This window comes from Rathayibacter sp. VKM Ac-2926, assembly GCF_022815565.1.
In the GTDB taxonomy this organism is placed as follows: Bacteria; Actinomycetota; Actinomycetes; order Actinomycetales; family Microbacteriaceae; genus Rathayibacter; species Rathayibacter festucae.
Map to the genome: position 1 here is coordinate 182,654 of NZ_JALGRS010000002.1, position 15,185 is coordinate 197,838.

Genomic DNA, 15,185 nt, shown 5'->3' on the forward strand with positions numbered 1-15,185 from the left:
GCCCGTCGCCCGTCGAGGGCTCAGTGCACCAGAGGGCTCAGTCCACCAGAGGGCTCAGTGCACCAGCGTGCTCAGCCACACCACGACGAACCCGAGCAGCGTCGTCACCAGCGTGCTCAGCACCCGCCGCTTCCACGAGCTGCCGCGCCGCGCCGACATCAGGTAGCCGAGCGCCGCGAGGATCACGACACCCGCTCCGAGTGCCAGGTAGTACGCCGTCCACTCGTCCAGCACCCCGAGCGGCCCGAGCGCGAGCAGCAGCGCCGGCACGACCATCGCGGCGATCATCCCGATCGAGTGCCGGGCGGTGTCCCGCACGGCCGCGAGCACCGTGCGCGGAGTCGGATCCGACTCGGGCAGGCGCGCGATCGTCCCGGAGTAGAGGTGCGCGACCCAGAACACCGTCACCGAGCCGAGCAGGAACAGCAGGACGTCGAGATCGGTGTCCTTGTCCCAGCCGACGGCGATCAGCGTGATCGAGAGCACCGTGCCGTAGATGGCACCTTCGGTGCGCATCACCGCGCCGAGCACGCCGACCGCGACCACGGCGCCGGTGCGGGTGGTGACGATCCGCCGCTGCGGCGGCGCCTGCTCGAGGGTCGGGGAGTCGTCGGGATCCATGGAGCTCGGCCTTCCGTCGGGCGCGGGCGACCGGCGGCGGACCGGCCTGACCACACCCTAGGGCCTGTTCGCCCGCGGTCGCGTCTTCAGCGGCACGGGCGGCAGGGCGGCGAGCGACGGCGCGACGAAGCCGACCACGTCGGAGTAGTGCTCCTCCTCGCCCGAGCGGACGAACGACCAGCACTTGAGCGACGCGGGCCGGTCGCGCAGCGGCAGCGGACTCGCCTCGACGACCAGCGCTCCATCGCTCCGGTAGACCACCCGCGCCGGGACGCCGCGCCGACGGCCGTCGATGGTGTGGCTCGCGGTGGGGCGGAGCACGCCGTCGCGGCTGTCGAGGCCGATGGAGAGGACGGAGCGGAAGTCGTCCGAGGCGGCGCCCATGCCGATCAGGAAGTCGGGGCCGGTGCCGCGGAGCTGGAACACGACGTCGAGCCCCTTCTCGTGCCGGAGCGCGTACGTCGCGGTCAGCATGCCCCGGCCGAAGGAGGCCGCGCGCGCCTCGGAGTCCTCGTGGTGGGATCGGGCTTCCTGCTCGCGCATGCGGCGCTCCTTCGCGTCTCCGGCTCGGTCGAGGCGCCGCCCCCGCCGCTCGTCGTCTCCTTCACCGTAGAGGAGAGCCGCCCTATGATCGCGCCATGCCTCGCATTCCGGACAGCGTCCCCACGCCCGCGCTCGTCCTCGACGAGGCGGTCCTCGACCGCAACATCGCGGCCACCGCCCGCTCGGCTCGCGATCGGGGCGTCGCGCTGCGCCCGCACGCCAAGACCCACAAGTCGATCGAGATCGCCCGGCGGCAGCTGGCGGCCGGCGCGGTCGGCCTCACCGTCGCGACCGTGTCGGAGGCCGAGGTGTTCGCGGCCGGCGGTGTCGAGGACCTCTTCATCGCCTACCCGCTCTGGCTCGACGCCGAGCGCGCGGCCCGGCTGCGCGGCGTGCTCGAGCGGGCGCGGGTCCGGGTCGGCGTCGACTCCGCGGAGTCGGCGCGCCGCCTCGCCGCGGCGATCCCCGCCGGCCTCGAGGTCGTGGTCGAGGTCGACTCCGGCCACCACCGCAGCGGAGTGCCTCCGCAGGAGGCCGGCGCGGTGGCCGCCGCCGCGGCCGAGGCCGGGCTCGACGTGGTCGGCGTCTTCACTTTCCCCGGTCACAGCTACGCCCTCGACGGCCGCCGCGCCGCGGCCCGCGACGAGGCCGCCGCGCTGACGGCCGCCGCGGCCTCGCTCGCCGACGCCGGAGTCCCGGCCCGCGTGATCAGCGGAGGCTCGACCCCGTCGCTCGAGTTCGCCGACACCGGCGTCCTCACCGAGCTGCGCCCGGGCGTCTCCGCCCTCGGCGACGCGCAGCAGTGGGAGATCGGCACCATCGGCCCGGAGTCGATCGCCGTCACCGTGCTCGCGACGATCGTCGCCCGCCGCGACGACCACCTGATCGCCGACGCCGGCAGCAAGGTGCTCTCCTCCGACCGCGGCGCCGCCTCGACCGGCTTCGGCCGCCTCCTCGAGCACCCCGAGGCCCGCATCACCGTCCTCTCGGAGCACCACGCCACCATCACCGGAGTCGACCTCCCGCTCGGCACCCGGATCCGCATCGCCCCCAACCACGTCTGCGTCGCCGTCAACCTCGCCGACGACTACCGCGTCCTCCTCGCCGACGGCAGCACCGCCACCTGGCCCGTCGACGCCCGCGGCCGCAACACCTGACCCCGCTCGCGCCGAGACGTCCTCGAACGGTCGAGGCGTCCAGGTGCTGCTGGACGCCTCGACCAGTGCGGGACGCCTCACCGGCGTGCCCTCGTCCATGCTGATCGAGTAGCCCGCGTGGCGGGCCGCCCTGCATGCTGATCGAGTAGCCCGCGCAGCGGGCGTATCGAGATCCGCCAGGTCAGCGCCGCGGCACCCGCAGCCCGACCACCGCGGTCAGCCCGAGCAGCACGAAGGCCGACGCGAACGCCGCCGTCGGCGACGCCGCGTCCGCGAGCGCCCCCGCCAGCAGCGGCCCGACGACCCCGCCGAGGTCCGACGCCGCCTGGAAGAAGGACACCGGCTTGCCGCCGCGCTCGCCCGCCGCGTCGCCCACGAGTGCGCCCGGCGCCGTCCCCATGAACGCCGCCGCCGCTCCGTACACGCAGAGCAGCGCGATCAGCAGCCACAGCTCGTGCACCAGCGGCATCGCCAGCATCGCGACGGCCGCGACCGCGAACCCGCCGATCAGCGCGGGCCGCCGCCCGACCGTGTCGACGAAGCGCCCGGCCGGCGCCAGCGCGATCGTCTGCACCACCGCTGCGATGGCGAAGGCGATGCCCGTCCAGGCCGGCTCGTCGCCCAGCCCCTCGACGACGAGCACCGGCACGAGCGTCGCCCGGACGCCCATCGCCGACCAACCGAGCGCGAAGTTCGCGAGCACCGCGCTCTGATAGCGCCGGTCGCGCGCGACCTCGCGCATCGGCTTCGCCACGGCCGTCGCCGCCGCCGCCTCCGCGTCGCGGTCCGGCCGCTGCAGCAGCACCAGCCCGACGATCCCGGCGATCGCGAGCGTGCCCGCGTAGAAGAAGAAGGGAGCGGTCAGCGAGATCGCCGTCAGCACGCCGCCGACGGCCGGTCCCGCCATGCCGCCGAGCAGGAACCCGCCCTGGTAGAAGCCGATCGACCGGCCGCGCCGCTCCGGATCCGCCGTCCGCAGCAGCAGCGTCATCGCCGCGACCGAGAACATCGCGGAGCCGATCCCGCCCGCCCCGCGCAGCAGCAGCAGGTGCGCGTAGTCGCCGGCCAGCCCGACGAGCGCGCTGGACACCGCCACGATCCCGATGCCGACGGCCAGCACGATGCGCTCGCCGACCCGGTCGACGAGCGGCCCGACGAACGGATTCGCGACCAGCCGCATCAGCGCGAACGCCGACACCACCGCCCCGACCTCGACGTAGCCGACCCCGAAGCTCCGCACGTACACCGGCAGCACCGGCACGACGACCCCGAACCCCAGCATCACGAAGAACGCGACGATCCCGAGGACCTTCACATCGCGGGGGAGCCGCGCCCCGGGTTCACGGTTCTTCCACGGAGCACGCACCCACCGACGCTACCCCGTGCCTCCGACACTGCGATCCCGGACGGACGGTACCCTCACTCGGATGAGGCGGAGAAGCAGGGCGGCGGCAGTGCTCCTCGTCGCGCCCGTCCTCCTCCTCACCGGCTGCGCGCTCCCCGGGCAGACGCAGGACCCGGCCCTCTGCCCTCCGGTCGAGGAATCGTGGAACGCCTTCGCGGCGGACCCCGCGACGGCGAACCGCGAGGCGTTCGAAGCCGCCCTCGACGCGCTGCAGTACGAGTCCTCCACCTCGACCGCGGTCGACGCGGCGCGCTCGGCGAAGTCCGCACTGCAGAGCACCCTCGCCCGGAAGCCTGCTCGCAGTCCGTCCTTCTGGAACGCCCTCGACCTGATCGCCCGCGAGTGCTCCGAGGCCGGCGTCGACCTCTCCTTCGACGGCCACGGCGAGCCGCTGCCCGCCGTCGGCTGACCCGCCCAGGAATGCCGGGCCGGGACGCGCGTTGTCCTCAGGGATGACTTCCGCAGCAGACCCGTCCACCGTTCCCACTCCCGAGCAGCGCGCCCTCGTGGTCGGCGCCACCGGCATCGGCGGCTCCGCCCTCGTCGACCTGCTCACCGAGCGCGGCTGGCCCGTGACCGCCCTCTCCCGCCGGCCGATCGCCGAGCGATCCGGCGTCACCCCGCTCTCCGCCGACCTCCGCTCGGCCGAGGACCTCGCCCGCGTGCTCGTCGACGAGAAGCCGACCCACGTCTTCTTCACCGCCTGGTCGCGCCAGGCCACGGAGGAGGAGAACATCGCCGTCAACGGCGGCATGGTCCGCGACCTCCTCGCCGCGCTCTCGCACGCGCCGCTCGAGCACGTCGCGCTGGTCACCGGGCTCAAGCACTACCTCGGCCCGTTCGAGGCCTACGGCCAGGGCGCGATGCCCGACACCCCGTTCCACGAGGAGGAGGAGCGCCTCGACGCGCCCAACTTCTACTACGCGCAGGAGGACGAGCTCTTCGCCGCCGCCGAGCGCGACGGGTTCACCTGGTCGGTGCACCGCTCGCACACCGTGATCGGCCACGCGGTCGGCAACGCGATGAACATGGGCCTCACCCTGGCCGTCGCCGCGTCGATCCACCGCGCGCAGGGCACGCCGTTCGTCTTCCCCGGCTCGCTCACGCAGTGGAACGGCCTCACCGACATGACCGACTCCACCGTCCTCGCCGAGCAGATGCTCTGGGCGTCGACGTCGGAGGCGGGCCGCGACGAGGCGTTCAACGTCGTCAACGGCGACGTCTTCCGCTGGCGCTGGATGTGGTCGCGGATCGCCGAGCACTTCGGCGTCGAGCCCGTCGGCCCCGGCGAGGAGCCGCAGCCCCTCGAGCAGCAGATGGCCGGTGCCGACGAGGTCTGGCAGCGCCTCGTCCGCGAGCACGACCTGATCGAGCCCGACCTCGAGCGCGTCGCCTCCTGGTGGCACACCGACGCCGACCTCGGCCGGCAGATCGAGGTCGTCACCGACATCAGCAAGTCGCGCCTGGCCGGCTTCGGCGTGCACCACCGCACGGTCGACTCCTTCACCGCCCTGTTCGACCGCTACCGCGCGGAGCGCCTGATCCCCTAGGCGCCCGATCCGGCAGGCGCCCGATCCGGCAGGCGCTGGATCCCGGAGGTCCGCGGCGCCGGGTCGGCGGCCCCGTCCGGTCGCCGACCCGTCGCCCGCACGACACCCGGGCGACACCCTGCGTCCCCCCGCGCTGCCTAGCGTCACGGCATGGCGGCGGCGGGGTACGGACGGGTGGGCACCCGGTGATCGAGCGGGTGGACCCGTTCCTCGGCACCGAGGCGACCCTGCTCCCCGACGCGACCGGGCTCGCGGCGACCTGGTGGTCGCCCAAGCCGCAGATCGGCAACACGCACCCGGGCGCGACCTTCCCGCTCGGGATGGTGTCCGCCTGCTCCTATTCCGGCGCCTACCCGACCGGCTACGGCCGCTACGACCTGGCGCTCGAGGGCGTCCCGCCGACGATCCAGGACGGCCTCGTCGCCTCGGGCTTCACGCACTTCCAGCAGTCCGGCACCGGCGCGATCCGCAAGTACTACAACTACCTCCGCGTCACGCCGATGCTCGAGCCGCTCGACGAGCTCGGCCGCAGCTGGGCGATCGAGGACGAGGTCGCCGAGCCCGGCTACTACGCCGCGACCCTCTCCTCCGGGATCCGCGCCGAGCTCACCGTCGGCCCCGCCTCGGTCGTGCACCGCTACACCTTCCCCGAGCACCGCAGCGCCCGCGTGGTCGTCGACCTCTCGCTCGGCGGCCTGGCGATCCCGTCCGGAGCGACGATCCCGCTCCGCGCGCAGCTGCACTCGATCTCGCCGGGCGTCGCGGCCGGCGAGGTCGTCATGGAGGGCGCGCCGCTCGCCGTCAACCTCGAGTGCGACGCCCTGCAGTGGCGGCAGATGCTCTGGTACGACCGCCGTCTGATGCCCGGCGGCACCCGGCTCGACTTCGACCACATCCGCCCGACGACCCTCCGCCCGTTCGGGCTGATGTGGGCCGGGCCGAGCACGGCCGGCCAGACCGTCGAGCTGCGGATGGGCTTCTCCCTCCGCGGCACCGAGCGCGCCCGCGAGAACCTGCACCGCGACGTGCCGCCGACGACCGGTGGCTTCGACCAGCGCCGCGACCGCACCCGCAAGACCTGGCGGAAGCGCCTGCGCACGATCGCCGTGGACACCCCCTCGCCCGAGCGCGAGACCGTGTTCGCCACGGCGCTCTACCACTCGCTGATCAAGCCCTGCCTGGCGCCGGACGAGAGCCCGTTCTGGCCGACCGACGGCCCGTTCGTCTTCGACCTCAGCACCATGTGGGACATCTACCGCACCCAGCTCCCGCTGCTCACCGCCCTCCTACCCGAGCGCGCGGTCGAGATCGGCGCCGCGCTGCTCACCATCTGCGAGGAGGAGGGCAACTTCCCGATCGGCTACCGGATGGCCAAGGGCAGCGACCGCTTCTCCCGCCAGGGCAGCGCGCTCGCGCACACCTTCCTCGCCGACCTCTGCCGCCTCGGCCTGCCCGGCATCGACTGGGAGGCGGCCCTCGTGCACATGGGCGAGGACCTCAAGCGCACCTACGGTGAGGAGTTCCTGGCGGCGGGGGAGGCGCACCCGATCAGCCACACCCTCGACCTCGCGCACGGCTACTGGTGCACCGCGGTCGTGGCGCGGCACGTCGGGGACCACCTCCTCGCCGACCAGCTCGAGGAGCGGGCGGCGCAGTGGGTGAACGCGTACGACCTGCGCTCCGGCCTGCTCAAGGACTCCACCTACTACGAGGGCACCCGGCACAACTACTCCTTCCGCCTGCTGCACGACATGGCCGGCCGCATCGCGATCAGCGGCGGCGACGACGCCTTCGTCGCGCAGCTGGACGAGTTCTTCGGCTACGGCGCCCAGCCCGTCGTGCAGCCGGGACTGCGCCCGGACCGCGCGGAGATGCTCGCGGGCGCGGCGCTCGGCCGCTTCGAGGGGCTGAACAACGAGCCCGACATGGACGCGCCCTGGGCGTACCACTACGCCGGCCGCCCCGACCGCACGGCCGAGATCGTGCACGGGGTGCTGCACCAGCGCTTCGGCGCGGGTCGCGGCGGTCTGCCCGGCAACGACGACTCCGGTGGCCTGAGCTCCTGGTACGTCTGGGCGAGCCTCGGGCTCTTCCCGGTCGCCGGCCAGGGGCTGCTGCTGGTCAACGCGCCGGCCTTCGCGCGGGCGTCGATCGCGGTGGGCGGGGCGGACGTCGAGTTGCGCACGACCGGCTTCGTCGAGCCGGTGCCGGGCGGGCCCGTCCAGTACGTGCAGTCCGCGGAGCTGAACGGCGCACCGCTCGACGCGAGCTGGATCACCGCCGCCGAGCTGCACCGCGGCGGCGAGCTGACGCTGCACCTCGGCCCCGAGCCGGCCGGCTGGGGGAGCGCCCCCGAGCACCGCCCGCCGTCGTTCCCGCGGCACTGAGCGCCCCTACCGTCTCCACCCACTCCACCCCTCCACCCCGCCCGCACCGATCACCCCTGAAGGAGCACCATGGACCAGAGCACGCACGCCCACACCGTGCAGAACCGACTCGTCATCGTGGTCCGCGCGGATCCGGTGATCTGCGGGCACTCGGTCGAGGCCCGCAACCTCGCCGAGACCGCCCTCGAGCGCGGCTTCGACGAGGTGCGGATCGTCACCTGGCCGATCGAGCGGCTCCAGGCCGCCGGCCTCCCGCTCAAGCCGCTCGACGCCGTCCTCCCCTACAGCGACGGCATCATCGTCGAGCGCCCGGAGCCCGTCGGCGACTACAAGGTGCCGGACGGCCGCTTCCTCGCCGGCATGGTCGGCCGCCTGGTCGAGCTGTTCACCGACGGCGTGCCCACCGTCTGCCTCTCCCTCTACCTCAGCCCGCACACCCTCGCGGTGGCGGACGCCCTGCGCGCCGCCTGGAGCACCGGACTCCCGGTCGACGTCACCACGATCGCCGAGGCGGTCGGCTCCGACGTCACCAACGTCGTCCGCCGGGCGGTCGAGGAGGGCCGCCTCGGCGCCGCCGCGCACATCTTCGCCTCGTACCTCTCGCAGGACCACTGCGTCGCCGTCTCCGAGTACACCCGCGACCTGATCGTCGAGGAGGCCGAGCGGATCGACGCGGTGCACGGCACCCGCTTCGCCGAGCAGTGCCGCGCGCGCATCGAGATCTCCTACCCGGCGATCGACTCCGACGCCTACACCGGGCTCGACCCGGCCGTGGTCGACGAGGTGGTGCGCGCGCGCGGGCTGCGCACCGACGGCTACGTGCTCTTCCTCTCCCGGCTGACGGAGGCGAAGGGCGTCGAGGATCTGATCGCCGGCTACGAGCGCAGCGCCGTGCACGCGGACCGGGAGCTCGTCATCGCCGGTCGCGGTCCGCAGGAGGCGGAGCTGCGGCGCCTGGCGGCCGCGTCGCCGCTGGCACACCGCATCCGCTTCCTCGACGACGTCGGCGACGCGGAGAAGCCCTACCTGATGGCCGGCTGTTCGGCGTTCGTGCTGCCGAGCAAGCCGCGCCCGGAGTTCGTCGAGACCTTCGGCATCGCGCTCGCCGAGAAGATGCTCGCGGGCGGCGGACCCGTCATCACGACCCTGACCGGCGGCATCGGAGAAGCGGTCGGCGAGCACGCGTTCATCACCCCGGTCGACGCCCCGGACACGATCGCCGCGCTGCTCGACCACGTCGTGCTCGAGCTGACCGCCGAGGACCGGGCGCAGCGGGCCGTCGCGGCACGCGAGTACGCCCTGCAGTTCGACCGCCGCCAGGTGTTCGACCGGATGTTCGCCCGGCTCGGGCGCCCGGTGCAGGCGGGACAGGCCGCCTAGGCGCCGCCCTCGGCCGCGACGGCCAGGCGGTAGCGGACGAAGCGGAGGGTGAAGCTGTGCCGGTCGCCGGTGCCGAGGCGCTCCGCCAGCACGCGGATGCCGAGCACGGCGACGACGCGCCACCACTCGAGCTCGTCGGCGACGACGGCGGTGAACTCGTCGCCGGGCCGGACGTCACCGGGATCCGTGCCGGGGGCCTCGGCGCTGGAGCGCGGGGCGGTGGTCGTGTCGAGCATGGCGCCGACTCCTGTCGGCAGGCCTCGCGGGAGCGCTTCGGGTGCGCCGCGCACCCGGATGCCGGGCCCACGAGAGGGGGAGCTCGCTACCCGGCATCCGGTCATGCGCGCGGTCACGGGGTCGAGCCCGCCGGAACGAACCCGGACCGCACTCGAAGTGTAGGCCTGTGGCCTGGGCGTGGCGCGGAATGTCAAGCGCTTGCGAGGCAGTTCGGAGAGTCCGACAGATATCGGCGAAGTCGATGCCGGCCGGTCGTTCAGAGACGGCCGGCGCCAGGCGGCGAGCGTCAGTCGGCTGACGTCAGTCGGCTGGCGTCAGGCTGCGGGCTCCGCGCGGCGCAGCGGCACCGCGGTCGCACCGACGGGCTCGGGTACGATGCGCAGACCGGCGCCGCTGTTGGCGCGCTCCATCAGGGCCTCGATCCACTCGGGGTTGATCGTGGGCTGGCGGCTGCCCTTGAAGTCGAACTGCAGCGGGATGGTGGGGTGCATCCACACGCCGCGGCGGCCGGTCCCGGCGTTCGGGCTGGCGTCGAGGGTGAGCAGGAAGCGCTCGTCCCGGCGGAACTTGTTGATGATGACGATCTGCAGGTGGGCCAGAGTCCGGTCGTCGACCTCGATGGCCGCCGGAGGAGTGCCGTACATGATGCTGCCCATGGTCTTCTCCCGTTCGCACGAAGACAGGAGCCTGTCCCTGTCGCTAGAAAGACTGTCTACTAGTTTGACTAACGATGTCAAGCCGGGCCGGATGAACGGACGGTGACGCCCGGAGAGCCCGAGCACCCACGCCGAGGACGCGTGTTCCGCAGAGAATGCGGAGGGTGCGGCCGAGCCGAGCGGCTCAGGCGCGGCGTCGCTCGACGGTGAGCTCGTGGTCGGCGTCGTCCTCGAGGACGTCGCCCTGCTCGCCGGGGATCTCGACGATCTCGCGGACGGTCTGCAGGAAGCGGACCACCGCGCTCGCCTCCTCGGGGGAGAGCTGCTCGGCCGCGGCGAGCATCCGCTGGTTCATGTCGTCGAGCGTCTCGCGCACCTCGCGGTGGGAGGTGGGGGTGGCGACGATCCGGATCGCGCGCCGATCGCTCGGGTGCGGCTGGCGGAGGACGTGGCCGCTCTTGACCAGGCGATCGATCAGCACGGTGGTGGAGGCGGAGGAGATGCCGAGGTAGGCGGCGAGGTCCTTCGGGCTGACGTGCTGGCCGCCCTGCTGCCGGCGCATGAGGAACTGGACAGCGAGCAGATCGTTCTCGCCCATGCCCATCGATCCGCGGGTCCGCCGGCGCATCGCGCTCTCGGCCGTGCGGAAGGCCCGCATCGCGCCGAGGACCTCGGCGGCCCCGGGCGCGCTCGGAACGGCCGGGTGCCGGAGGGCAGCCGGTCGAGTCAGCGCGACCTCGTCCATGCACCACAGCTTAGACAGTCATGTAGCAAGAAGATCTAGTCATGTACAACCCCGTCCTGGTGCTTGTCCTCGGCGACCGCAGACGGTACGAATGGACAAGCTAGTTAGACGAGCTAGCGAAATCAGGACGAGGAGGACGGCATGCTCGACACCGCACCGGTCCTCCCGCTCTCGGATCCCCTGCTCGGCACGTCTCTGGCCGATCGCTACCTCCTGCTCGAGCGCATCGGCGAGGGCGGCAGCGCGACCGTCTTCCGCGCGCGCGATCTCCGTCTGGCGCGATCCGTCGCCGTGAAGGTCTACCGCGAGATCGCCGACACCCCGAACGAGCGGTCGCGGCGCGAGCGCGAGGTGCGCCTCCTGATCGACTCCCGCCACTCCTCGATCGTCGAGATCCTCGACCAGGGCGAGATCGCGACGGAGGAGGGCGCGCTCGCCTTCCTCGTCCTCGAGTACTTCGATCCGGCCGACCCCGCCGCCGGCTGGTTCGCCTCGGGCGACGAGCGGCTGCTCGCCGAGGTCGGCGCTCAGCTCGCCGACGCTCTGGCGCACCTGCACGCGCGGGACGTCCTCCACCGGGACGTGAAGCCCGAGAACGTGCTGGTCCGCACGCGGTCCGTCGCCGCCGCCGGTGCCCTGCACGAGGCGAAGCTCAGCGACTTCGGCATCGCGCGGGCCGTCGACGACGCGCGGCTCACCCGCTCGGACGTCCTGGTGGGGACCGCGGCGTACCTCAGCCCCGAGAGCCTCGGCTCCGGGACGGTCGGCCCGGCGTCCGACGTCTACTCCCTCGGCCTGGTGCTGCTCGAGGCGGTCTCCGGACGTCGTGCCTACACCGGCACCACCCTGGAGATCTCGCTGCAGCGGATGCACCACGCTCCGGTCGTCCCCGACTCGGTGCCCGAGCGCTGGCGCGGGCTGCTGACCGAGATGACCAGGCTCGACCCCGCCGCCCGCCCGAGCGCCGACGAGGTCGCACGCCGACTGTGGTCGGGACTGCGCGACCAGCCGCAGGCCACGCCGTTGCGCAGCGGCGTGCACGGGGCGATCGCGGCGCTCTCGGCGGTGGCGGTCGGCGTCGCCTCGACGCTCGCTCTGCTCGGTCGCCTCGGCTGACGCGTCGACCCCGGTCCCGCGCCGCCCAGGTGGCGGGCAGGAGTGCTGTCGTAGTCTCCCGGTGACCGTCGACCCGCTGACCGTCGACCGACGCCGACCGTCCGCTGCTCTGGCCGCGGACCCGAACGGAGCCGATCCCATGAGCCCGCGCCGCCTCTTCCGCATCCTGTCGATCCTCGAGGCGGTGACCTGGACGCTCCTGCTCGTCGGCATGCTGCTCAAGTACGCCGTCGGAGTCGGCGACTGGCCGGTGAGCGTGGCCGGCCCGATCCACGGCTTCGCGTTCCTCGCCTACGGGGCGGCCGCGCTCGTCCTCGCGGTGAACCAGCGCTGGACCGCCGGAGCGACCCTGCTCGCGCTGGCCAGCGCCGTGGTGCCGTACACGACGATCCCGCTGGAGCGCGGCTTCGAGCGGCGCGGGCTCCTCGAGGGCGACTGGCGCCGCGAGGCGGGCGCCGACCCGCGTGACCGGAGGCTCCCGAGCCGGCTGCTGCGCTGGGCGCTCGGCCGCCCGGTTCTCGCGGCCGCCCTGGTCCTGGCCGCCGTCGCCGCGCTCTTCGCCGCGCTGCTCGTCGTCGGCCCGCCCGGCGGTGGCGAGGCCTGACGCGCCTGATCGGATCGCCCGCGGAGCGGTCGCATCGAGATCCACCCGCGTCAGCATGCCGGCGGATGCTCGCCCGAGCATCGTGGGTCTCGATACGCGCTGCGCGCTGCTCGACCAGCATGTGCGCACGCACGCCGGCGCACCCTGCGCGGTTCCTGCAGCACGTGCGGGCTCGCCCCGACGTCCTGCGCGCGATTCCCGCTGATCGAGTAGACCGCGCAGCGGGTGTATCGAGCGGAGGGGGCGCCTTCGGCGCCAGCGCAGGGCGGGGAAGAGACCGACGTCCTTGCGGTGGTGGGTCTCGATACGCCCCTGCGGGGCTACTCGACCAGCATGTCTGCGGGCGTCTCTTCCAAGTAGATCCCCCCACCTTCAGAACGGCGCGGGAACATCGACGAAGTGCGGCCGTGGAGGCGGGTCGGGCGGACGCCCGGGGAGTGCCGGTGGCTGGCTGCTGATCCGCCGGCCCGTCGGGCTCGTCCAGACGATCGTCCCGTCGCCGCTTGTGACGTAGGTCCACTGGTCCCCGTGCCGGATGTGGTGGTGGGACGTGCAGAGCGAGACGAGGTTCTCCAAGGACGTCTCTCCGCCGTTGCGCCATTCGAGGGTGTGGTCGGCCTCGCTGGTCGCGGCGGGGCGGGTGCAGCCGGCGAAGCGGCAGGTCTGGTCCCGCAGCTGCAGGTGCAGGCGCATCTGCGGCGGTGGGACGCGGTGGGTGCGGCCGACGGAGACGACCGCGCCGGTCTCCGGATCGGTCAGGACCCGGGTGAACGAAGGAGCCGTGCGGATCAGCTCGCGGGCGATCGGGGCGGGGACCGGTCCGTAGCCGTCGAGATCCGCGGGCGCGTCGTCCAGACCCACGGCCGTCGACGCGGCGAGTGTCAGCCGGACCTCGGCGCGGACGCCGGGGACGAAGGTCGGGTCGGGTCGGTGCTCGGCGTTCGGCGTGGTGCCGGCGATGTCGCCCTCGCAGAGCAGGTCGACAGCGGCGTCGGCGCTGAGCTGCTGGAGGGTGCGCGGGTCGCCGTCGTCGCGAAGGGTGCGGGCGATGCGGCGCAGGCGGTCGTAGGCGCCCGTCACCGCCGTTGCGGGGGCGTGGACGCAGAGGGTCGCCATGCCGTCGACGTCCGGGGTGACCCAGACGGCGCGGTCCTCCTTCGCGCGGGCGTGACGCTCGGCGAGGGGCTCCTCGTGCAGCTCCTCGCGCCAGCGGCTCAGTGTGCGACGCAGCTGGGTGGTCGTCATCGTGAGAACGGCGTCGGCAGCGCGCTCGTCGAGCGCCGCGCGGGAGGTCTCGGGGAGGCTGCTCGCGGTCCGGCAGATCGCCTCACCGGCCTCCCAGAGGATCCGCGCGTCTCTCAGCAGGGCGCGGGTGAGGGGAAGGTGCTCCATCAGCATCTGCGCGGTCTCGAGCCGTCGGCAGACCTCCCGCTCGGACACGCCGAGCGTCACCGCGAGTTCGGCACGGATCGAGCGCTCGACGAGGTCCCGGGTCTCGCTCCGGGACGCCCCGCGGGCGAACGCTTCCGGGACGGTAAGGGCGACGCGGTGGCCGCGGTGCATCCGTTCTGCCGCTTTCAGGCGCGTCGGGGATGCGGCGCGCTCGGCGGCGGCGGCGTCGGTGAAGCAGTCGCGCACCTCCGCGAGTGCTGCCGCGTTCTCATCTTCAGACATACGCGTATTGAAGCAGGAGCCACCGACTGCCCGGTCGGAACCAGGGGCTGACCGGGGACAAAGTCGTCGGAACGCGAGTGTGGAGGAGACCCGCTCCCGGATGTCTCGGCGATGGTGGGTCTCGATACGCCGCCGAAGGCGGCTACTCGACCAGCATGCACGGGCCGCCGGAGGCGGCTACTCGACCAGCATGCAAGGGCCGCCCGAGGCGGCTGCTCGACCAGCATGCACGGGCCGCCGGAGGCGGCTACTCGACCAGCATGAACGGCTGCCCTGCGAGATGCCGGACCGGCATGGGGCCCCTCTCTTGCTGGTCGAGTAGTGCGCGCAGCGCGCGTATCGAGACCCACTCGCGTCACAGGGACGAGCCTGCGGACCGGCCTTGCTGATGACGGCGGGTCTCGATACGCCCTGCGGGCATCTCGATGAGCAGGGGTCTCCCTGCGGGCGACTCGATCAGCAGGGGATGCGGCGCGGCGTCAGGACGCGCGGGTCGCGGCGTCGATCAGGATCTCGGCGGCGCGGCGGGCGTGCAGGGCGGACTCGGGGGTGCCCGAGATGGCGGCGGTGGTCTGCGCGCCCTCGGCCAGGATGGCGAGCTGCTGGGCCAGCTCGGGGCCGCCGCCCACCTCCTCCGTCAGCACGGCGAGGAAGCGCTGGAAGGTGTCCTTGTGCTCGCGGGCCAGCTGCGCGACCGCCGGGTTGGACGAGCCGAACTCGCCGAAGGCGTTGATGAAGCTGCAGCCGCGGAAGGAGTCCTCGGAGAACCAGTCGAAGAGGAAGTCGTAGATCGCCAGGAGCTTCGGGCGGGCGCCCGCCGCGGCGGCGACCCGGCTGCGCACGCCGAGCGTCCACTGCTCGTGGCGGGCCTGGAGCACGGCCAGGACCAGCGCCTCCTTGCTCGGGAACTCCGAGTAGAGCCGCTTCAGCGAGACGCCGGCGGCGGTGCGCAGCGCGTCCATCCCGACCGACTGGATCCCGCGCTCGTAGTAGAGGCGGTCGGCCGCCGCGAGGATCGCCTCGCGGGGAGGCGTTGCTTCGAGCGTCGGCGGCGTCATCCCTCCATCGTAGGCGCTGAGGGAACGCGCGTTCTCAGTTGTCCGACACTCG

15 protein-coding genes are annotated in these 15,185 nt (G+C 73.1%); 7 read left to right on the plus strand and 8 right to left on the minus strand.

From position 1 onward, the window contains the following. Positions 1 to 54 precede the first annotated feature (54 nt). Together MT351_RS03360 and MT351_RS03365 are read right to left on the minus strand one after the other, a co-directional pair. Positions 55 to 621 carry a hypothetical protein gene (locus tag MT351_RS03360; protein WP_123705415.1) on the minus strand — a complete coding sequence of 189 codons (567 nt, stop codon included), beginning with the start codon at positions 619 to 621 and terminating at the stop codon, positions 55 to 57. Positions 622 to 678: 57 nt separating this feature from the next. After that, positions 679 to 1,164 (minus strand): hypothetical protein, encoded by a 486-nt coding sequence (locus MT351_RS03365; protein ID WP_243581253.1) that lies wholly within the window; start codon positions 1,162 to 1,164, stop codon positions 679 to 681. Between the two features lie 95 nt (positions 1,165 to 1,259). Between MT351_RS03365 and MT351_RS03370 the strand changes: the two genes are divergently transcribed. Beyond that, the gene (locus tag MT351_RS03370) at positions 1,260 to 2,321 is read left to right on the plus strand and encodes an alanine racemase (protein ID WP_123736719.1); all 1,062 of its coding nucleotides are present in this window, start codon (positions 1,260 to 1,262) and stop codon (positions 2,319 to 2,321) included. A gap of 181 nt (positions 2,322 to 2,502) precedes the next feature. On the opposite strand, the gene MT351_RS03375 is transcribed toward MT351_RS03370, so the two are convergent. Continuing rightward, positions 2,503 to 3,687: an MFS transporter gene (locus tag MT351_RS03375; protein ID WP_243581254.1), complete on the minus strand. Its 1,185-nt coding sequence runs from the start codon at positions 3,685 to 3,687 to the stop codon at positions 2,503 to 2,505. Positions 3,688 to 3,748: 61 nt separating this feature from the next. Between MT351_RS03375 and MT351_RS03380 the strand changes: the two genes are divergently transcribed. The 4 genes from MT351_RS03380 to MT351_RS03395 all read left to right on the plus strand — a co-directional run bounded on the left by MT351_RS03380 (position 3,749) and on the right by MT351_RS03395 (position 9,043). Then, positions 3,749 to 4,135: a hypothetical protein gene (locus tag MT351_RS03380; protein ID WP_243581255.1), complete on the plus strand. Its 387-nt coding sequence runs from the start codon at positions 3,749 to 3,751 to the stop codon at positions 4,133 to 4,135. 43 nt (positions 4,136 to 4,178) lie between these two features. Next, a complete protein-coding gene (locus MT351_RS03385; RefSeq protein WP_123736721.1) occupies positions 4,179 to 5,276 on the plus strand; it encodes an SDR family oxidoreductase in 1,098 nt (365 codons plus the stop codon). A 185-nt stretch (positions 5,277 to 5,461) separates the two neighbouring features. Further along, positions 5,462 to 7,663 carry a glycoside hydrolase domain-containing protein gene (locus tag MT351_RS03390; RefSeq protein ID WP_243581256.1) on the plus strand — a complete coding sequence of 734 codons (2,202 nt, stop codon included), beginning with the start codon at positions 5,462 to 5,464 and terminating at the stop codon, positions 7,661 to 7,663. A 69-nt stretch (positions 7,664 to 7,732) separates the two neighbouring features. Next, a complete protein-coding gene (locus tag MT351_RS03395; RefSeq protein ID WP_243581257.1) occupies positions 7,733 to 9,043 on the plus strand; it encodes a glycosyltransferase family 4 protein in 1,311 nt (436 codons plus the stop codon). Here MT351_RS03395 and MT351_RS03400 read toward each other — a convergent pair. The 3 genes from MT351_RS03400 to MT351_RS03410 form a co-directional block, all read right to left on the minus strand. Then, the gene (locus MT351_RS03400) at positions 9,040 to 9,279 is read right to left on the minus strand and encodes a hypothetical protein (RefSeq protein ID WP_243581258.1); all 240 of its coding nucleotides are present in this window, start codon (positions 9,277 to 9,279) and stop codon (positions 9,040 to 9,042) included. The two genes, MT351_RS03395 and MT351_RS03400, sit on opposite strands and share 4 nt — an antisense overlap. Positions 9,280 to 9,594: 315 nt before the next feature. Further along, positions 9,595 to 9,936, minus strand: coding sequence for an ATP-dependent DNA ligase (locus MT351_RS03405; RefSeq protein WP_123705407.1), 342 nt, complete (start codon positions 9,934 to 9,936; stop codon positions 9,595 to 9,597). A gap of 184 nt (positions 9,937 to 10,120) precedes the next feature. Continuing rightward, the gene (locus MT351_RS03410; RefSeq protein WP_123705406.1) at positions 10,121 to 10,681 is read right to left on the minus strand and encodes a MarR family winged helix-turn-helix transcriptional regulator; all 561 of its coding nucleotides are present in this window, start codon (positions 10,679 to 10,681) and stop codon (positions 10,121 to 10,123) included. A 141-nt stretch (positions 10,682 to 10,822) separates the two neighbouring features. Between MT351_RS03410 and MT351_RS03415 the strand changes: the two genes are divergently transcribed. Both MT351_RS03415 and MT351_RS03420 read left to right on the plus strand, forming a co-directional pair. Further along, on the plus strand, positions 10,823 to 11,797 hold the full coding sequence (locus MT351_RS03415) for a serine/threonine-protein kinase (RefSeq protein ID WP_123736726.1): 975 nt from the start codon (positions 10,823 to 10,825) through the stop codon (positions 11,795 to 11,797). Between the two features lie 139 nt (positions 11,798 to 11,936). Beyond that, a complete protein-coding gene (locus MT351_RS03420; RefSeq protein ID WP_123736818.1) occupies positions 11,937 to 12,401 on the plus strand; it encodes a DUF3817 domain-containing protein in 465 nt (154 codons plus the stop codon). Positions 12,402 to 12,773: 372 nt separating this feature from the next. Here MT351_RS03420 and MT351_RS03425 read toward each other — a convergent pair whose 3' ends face one another. Together MT351_RS03425 and MT351_RS03430 are read right to left on the minus strand one after the other, a co-directional pair. Then, entirely contained in the window at positions 12,774 to 14,075 is a 1,302-nt protein-coding gene (locus MT351_RS03425) for an HNH endonuclease signature motif containing protein (RefSeq protein WP_132437483.1), read from the minus strand. Positions 14,076 to 14,554: 479 nt separating this feature from the next. Next, positions 14,555 to 15,133: a TetR/AcrR family transcriptional regulator gene (locus tag MT351_RS03430; RefSeq protein WP_132437484.1), complete on the minus strand. Its 579-nt coding sequence runs from the start codon at positions 15,131 to 15,133 to the stop codon at positions 14,555 to 14,557. Positions 15,134 to 15,185: the final 52 nt, after the last annotated feature.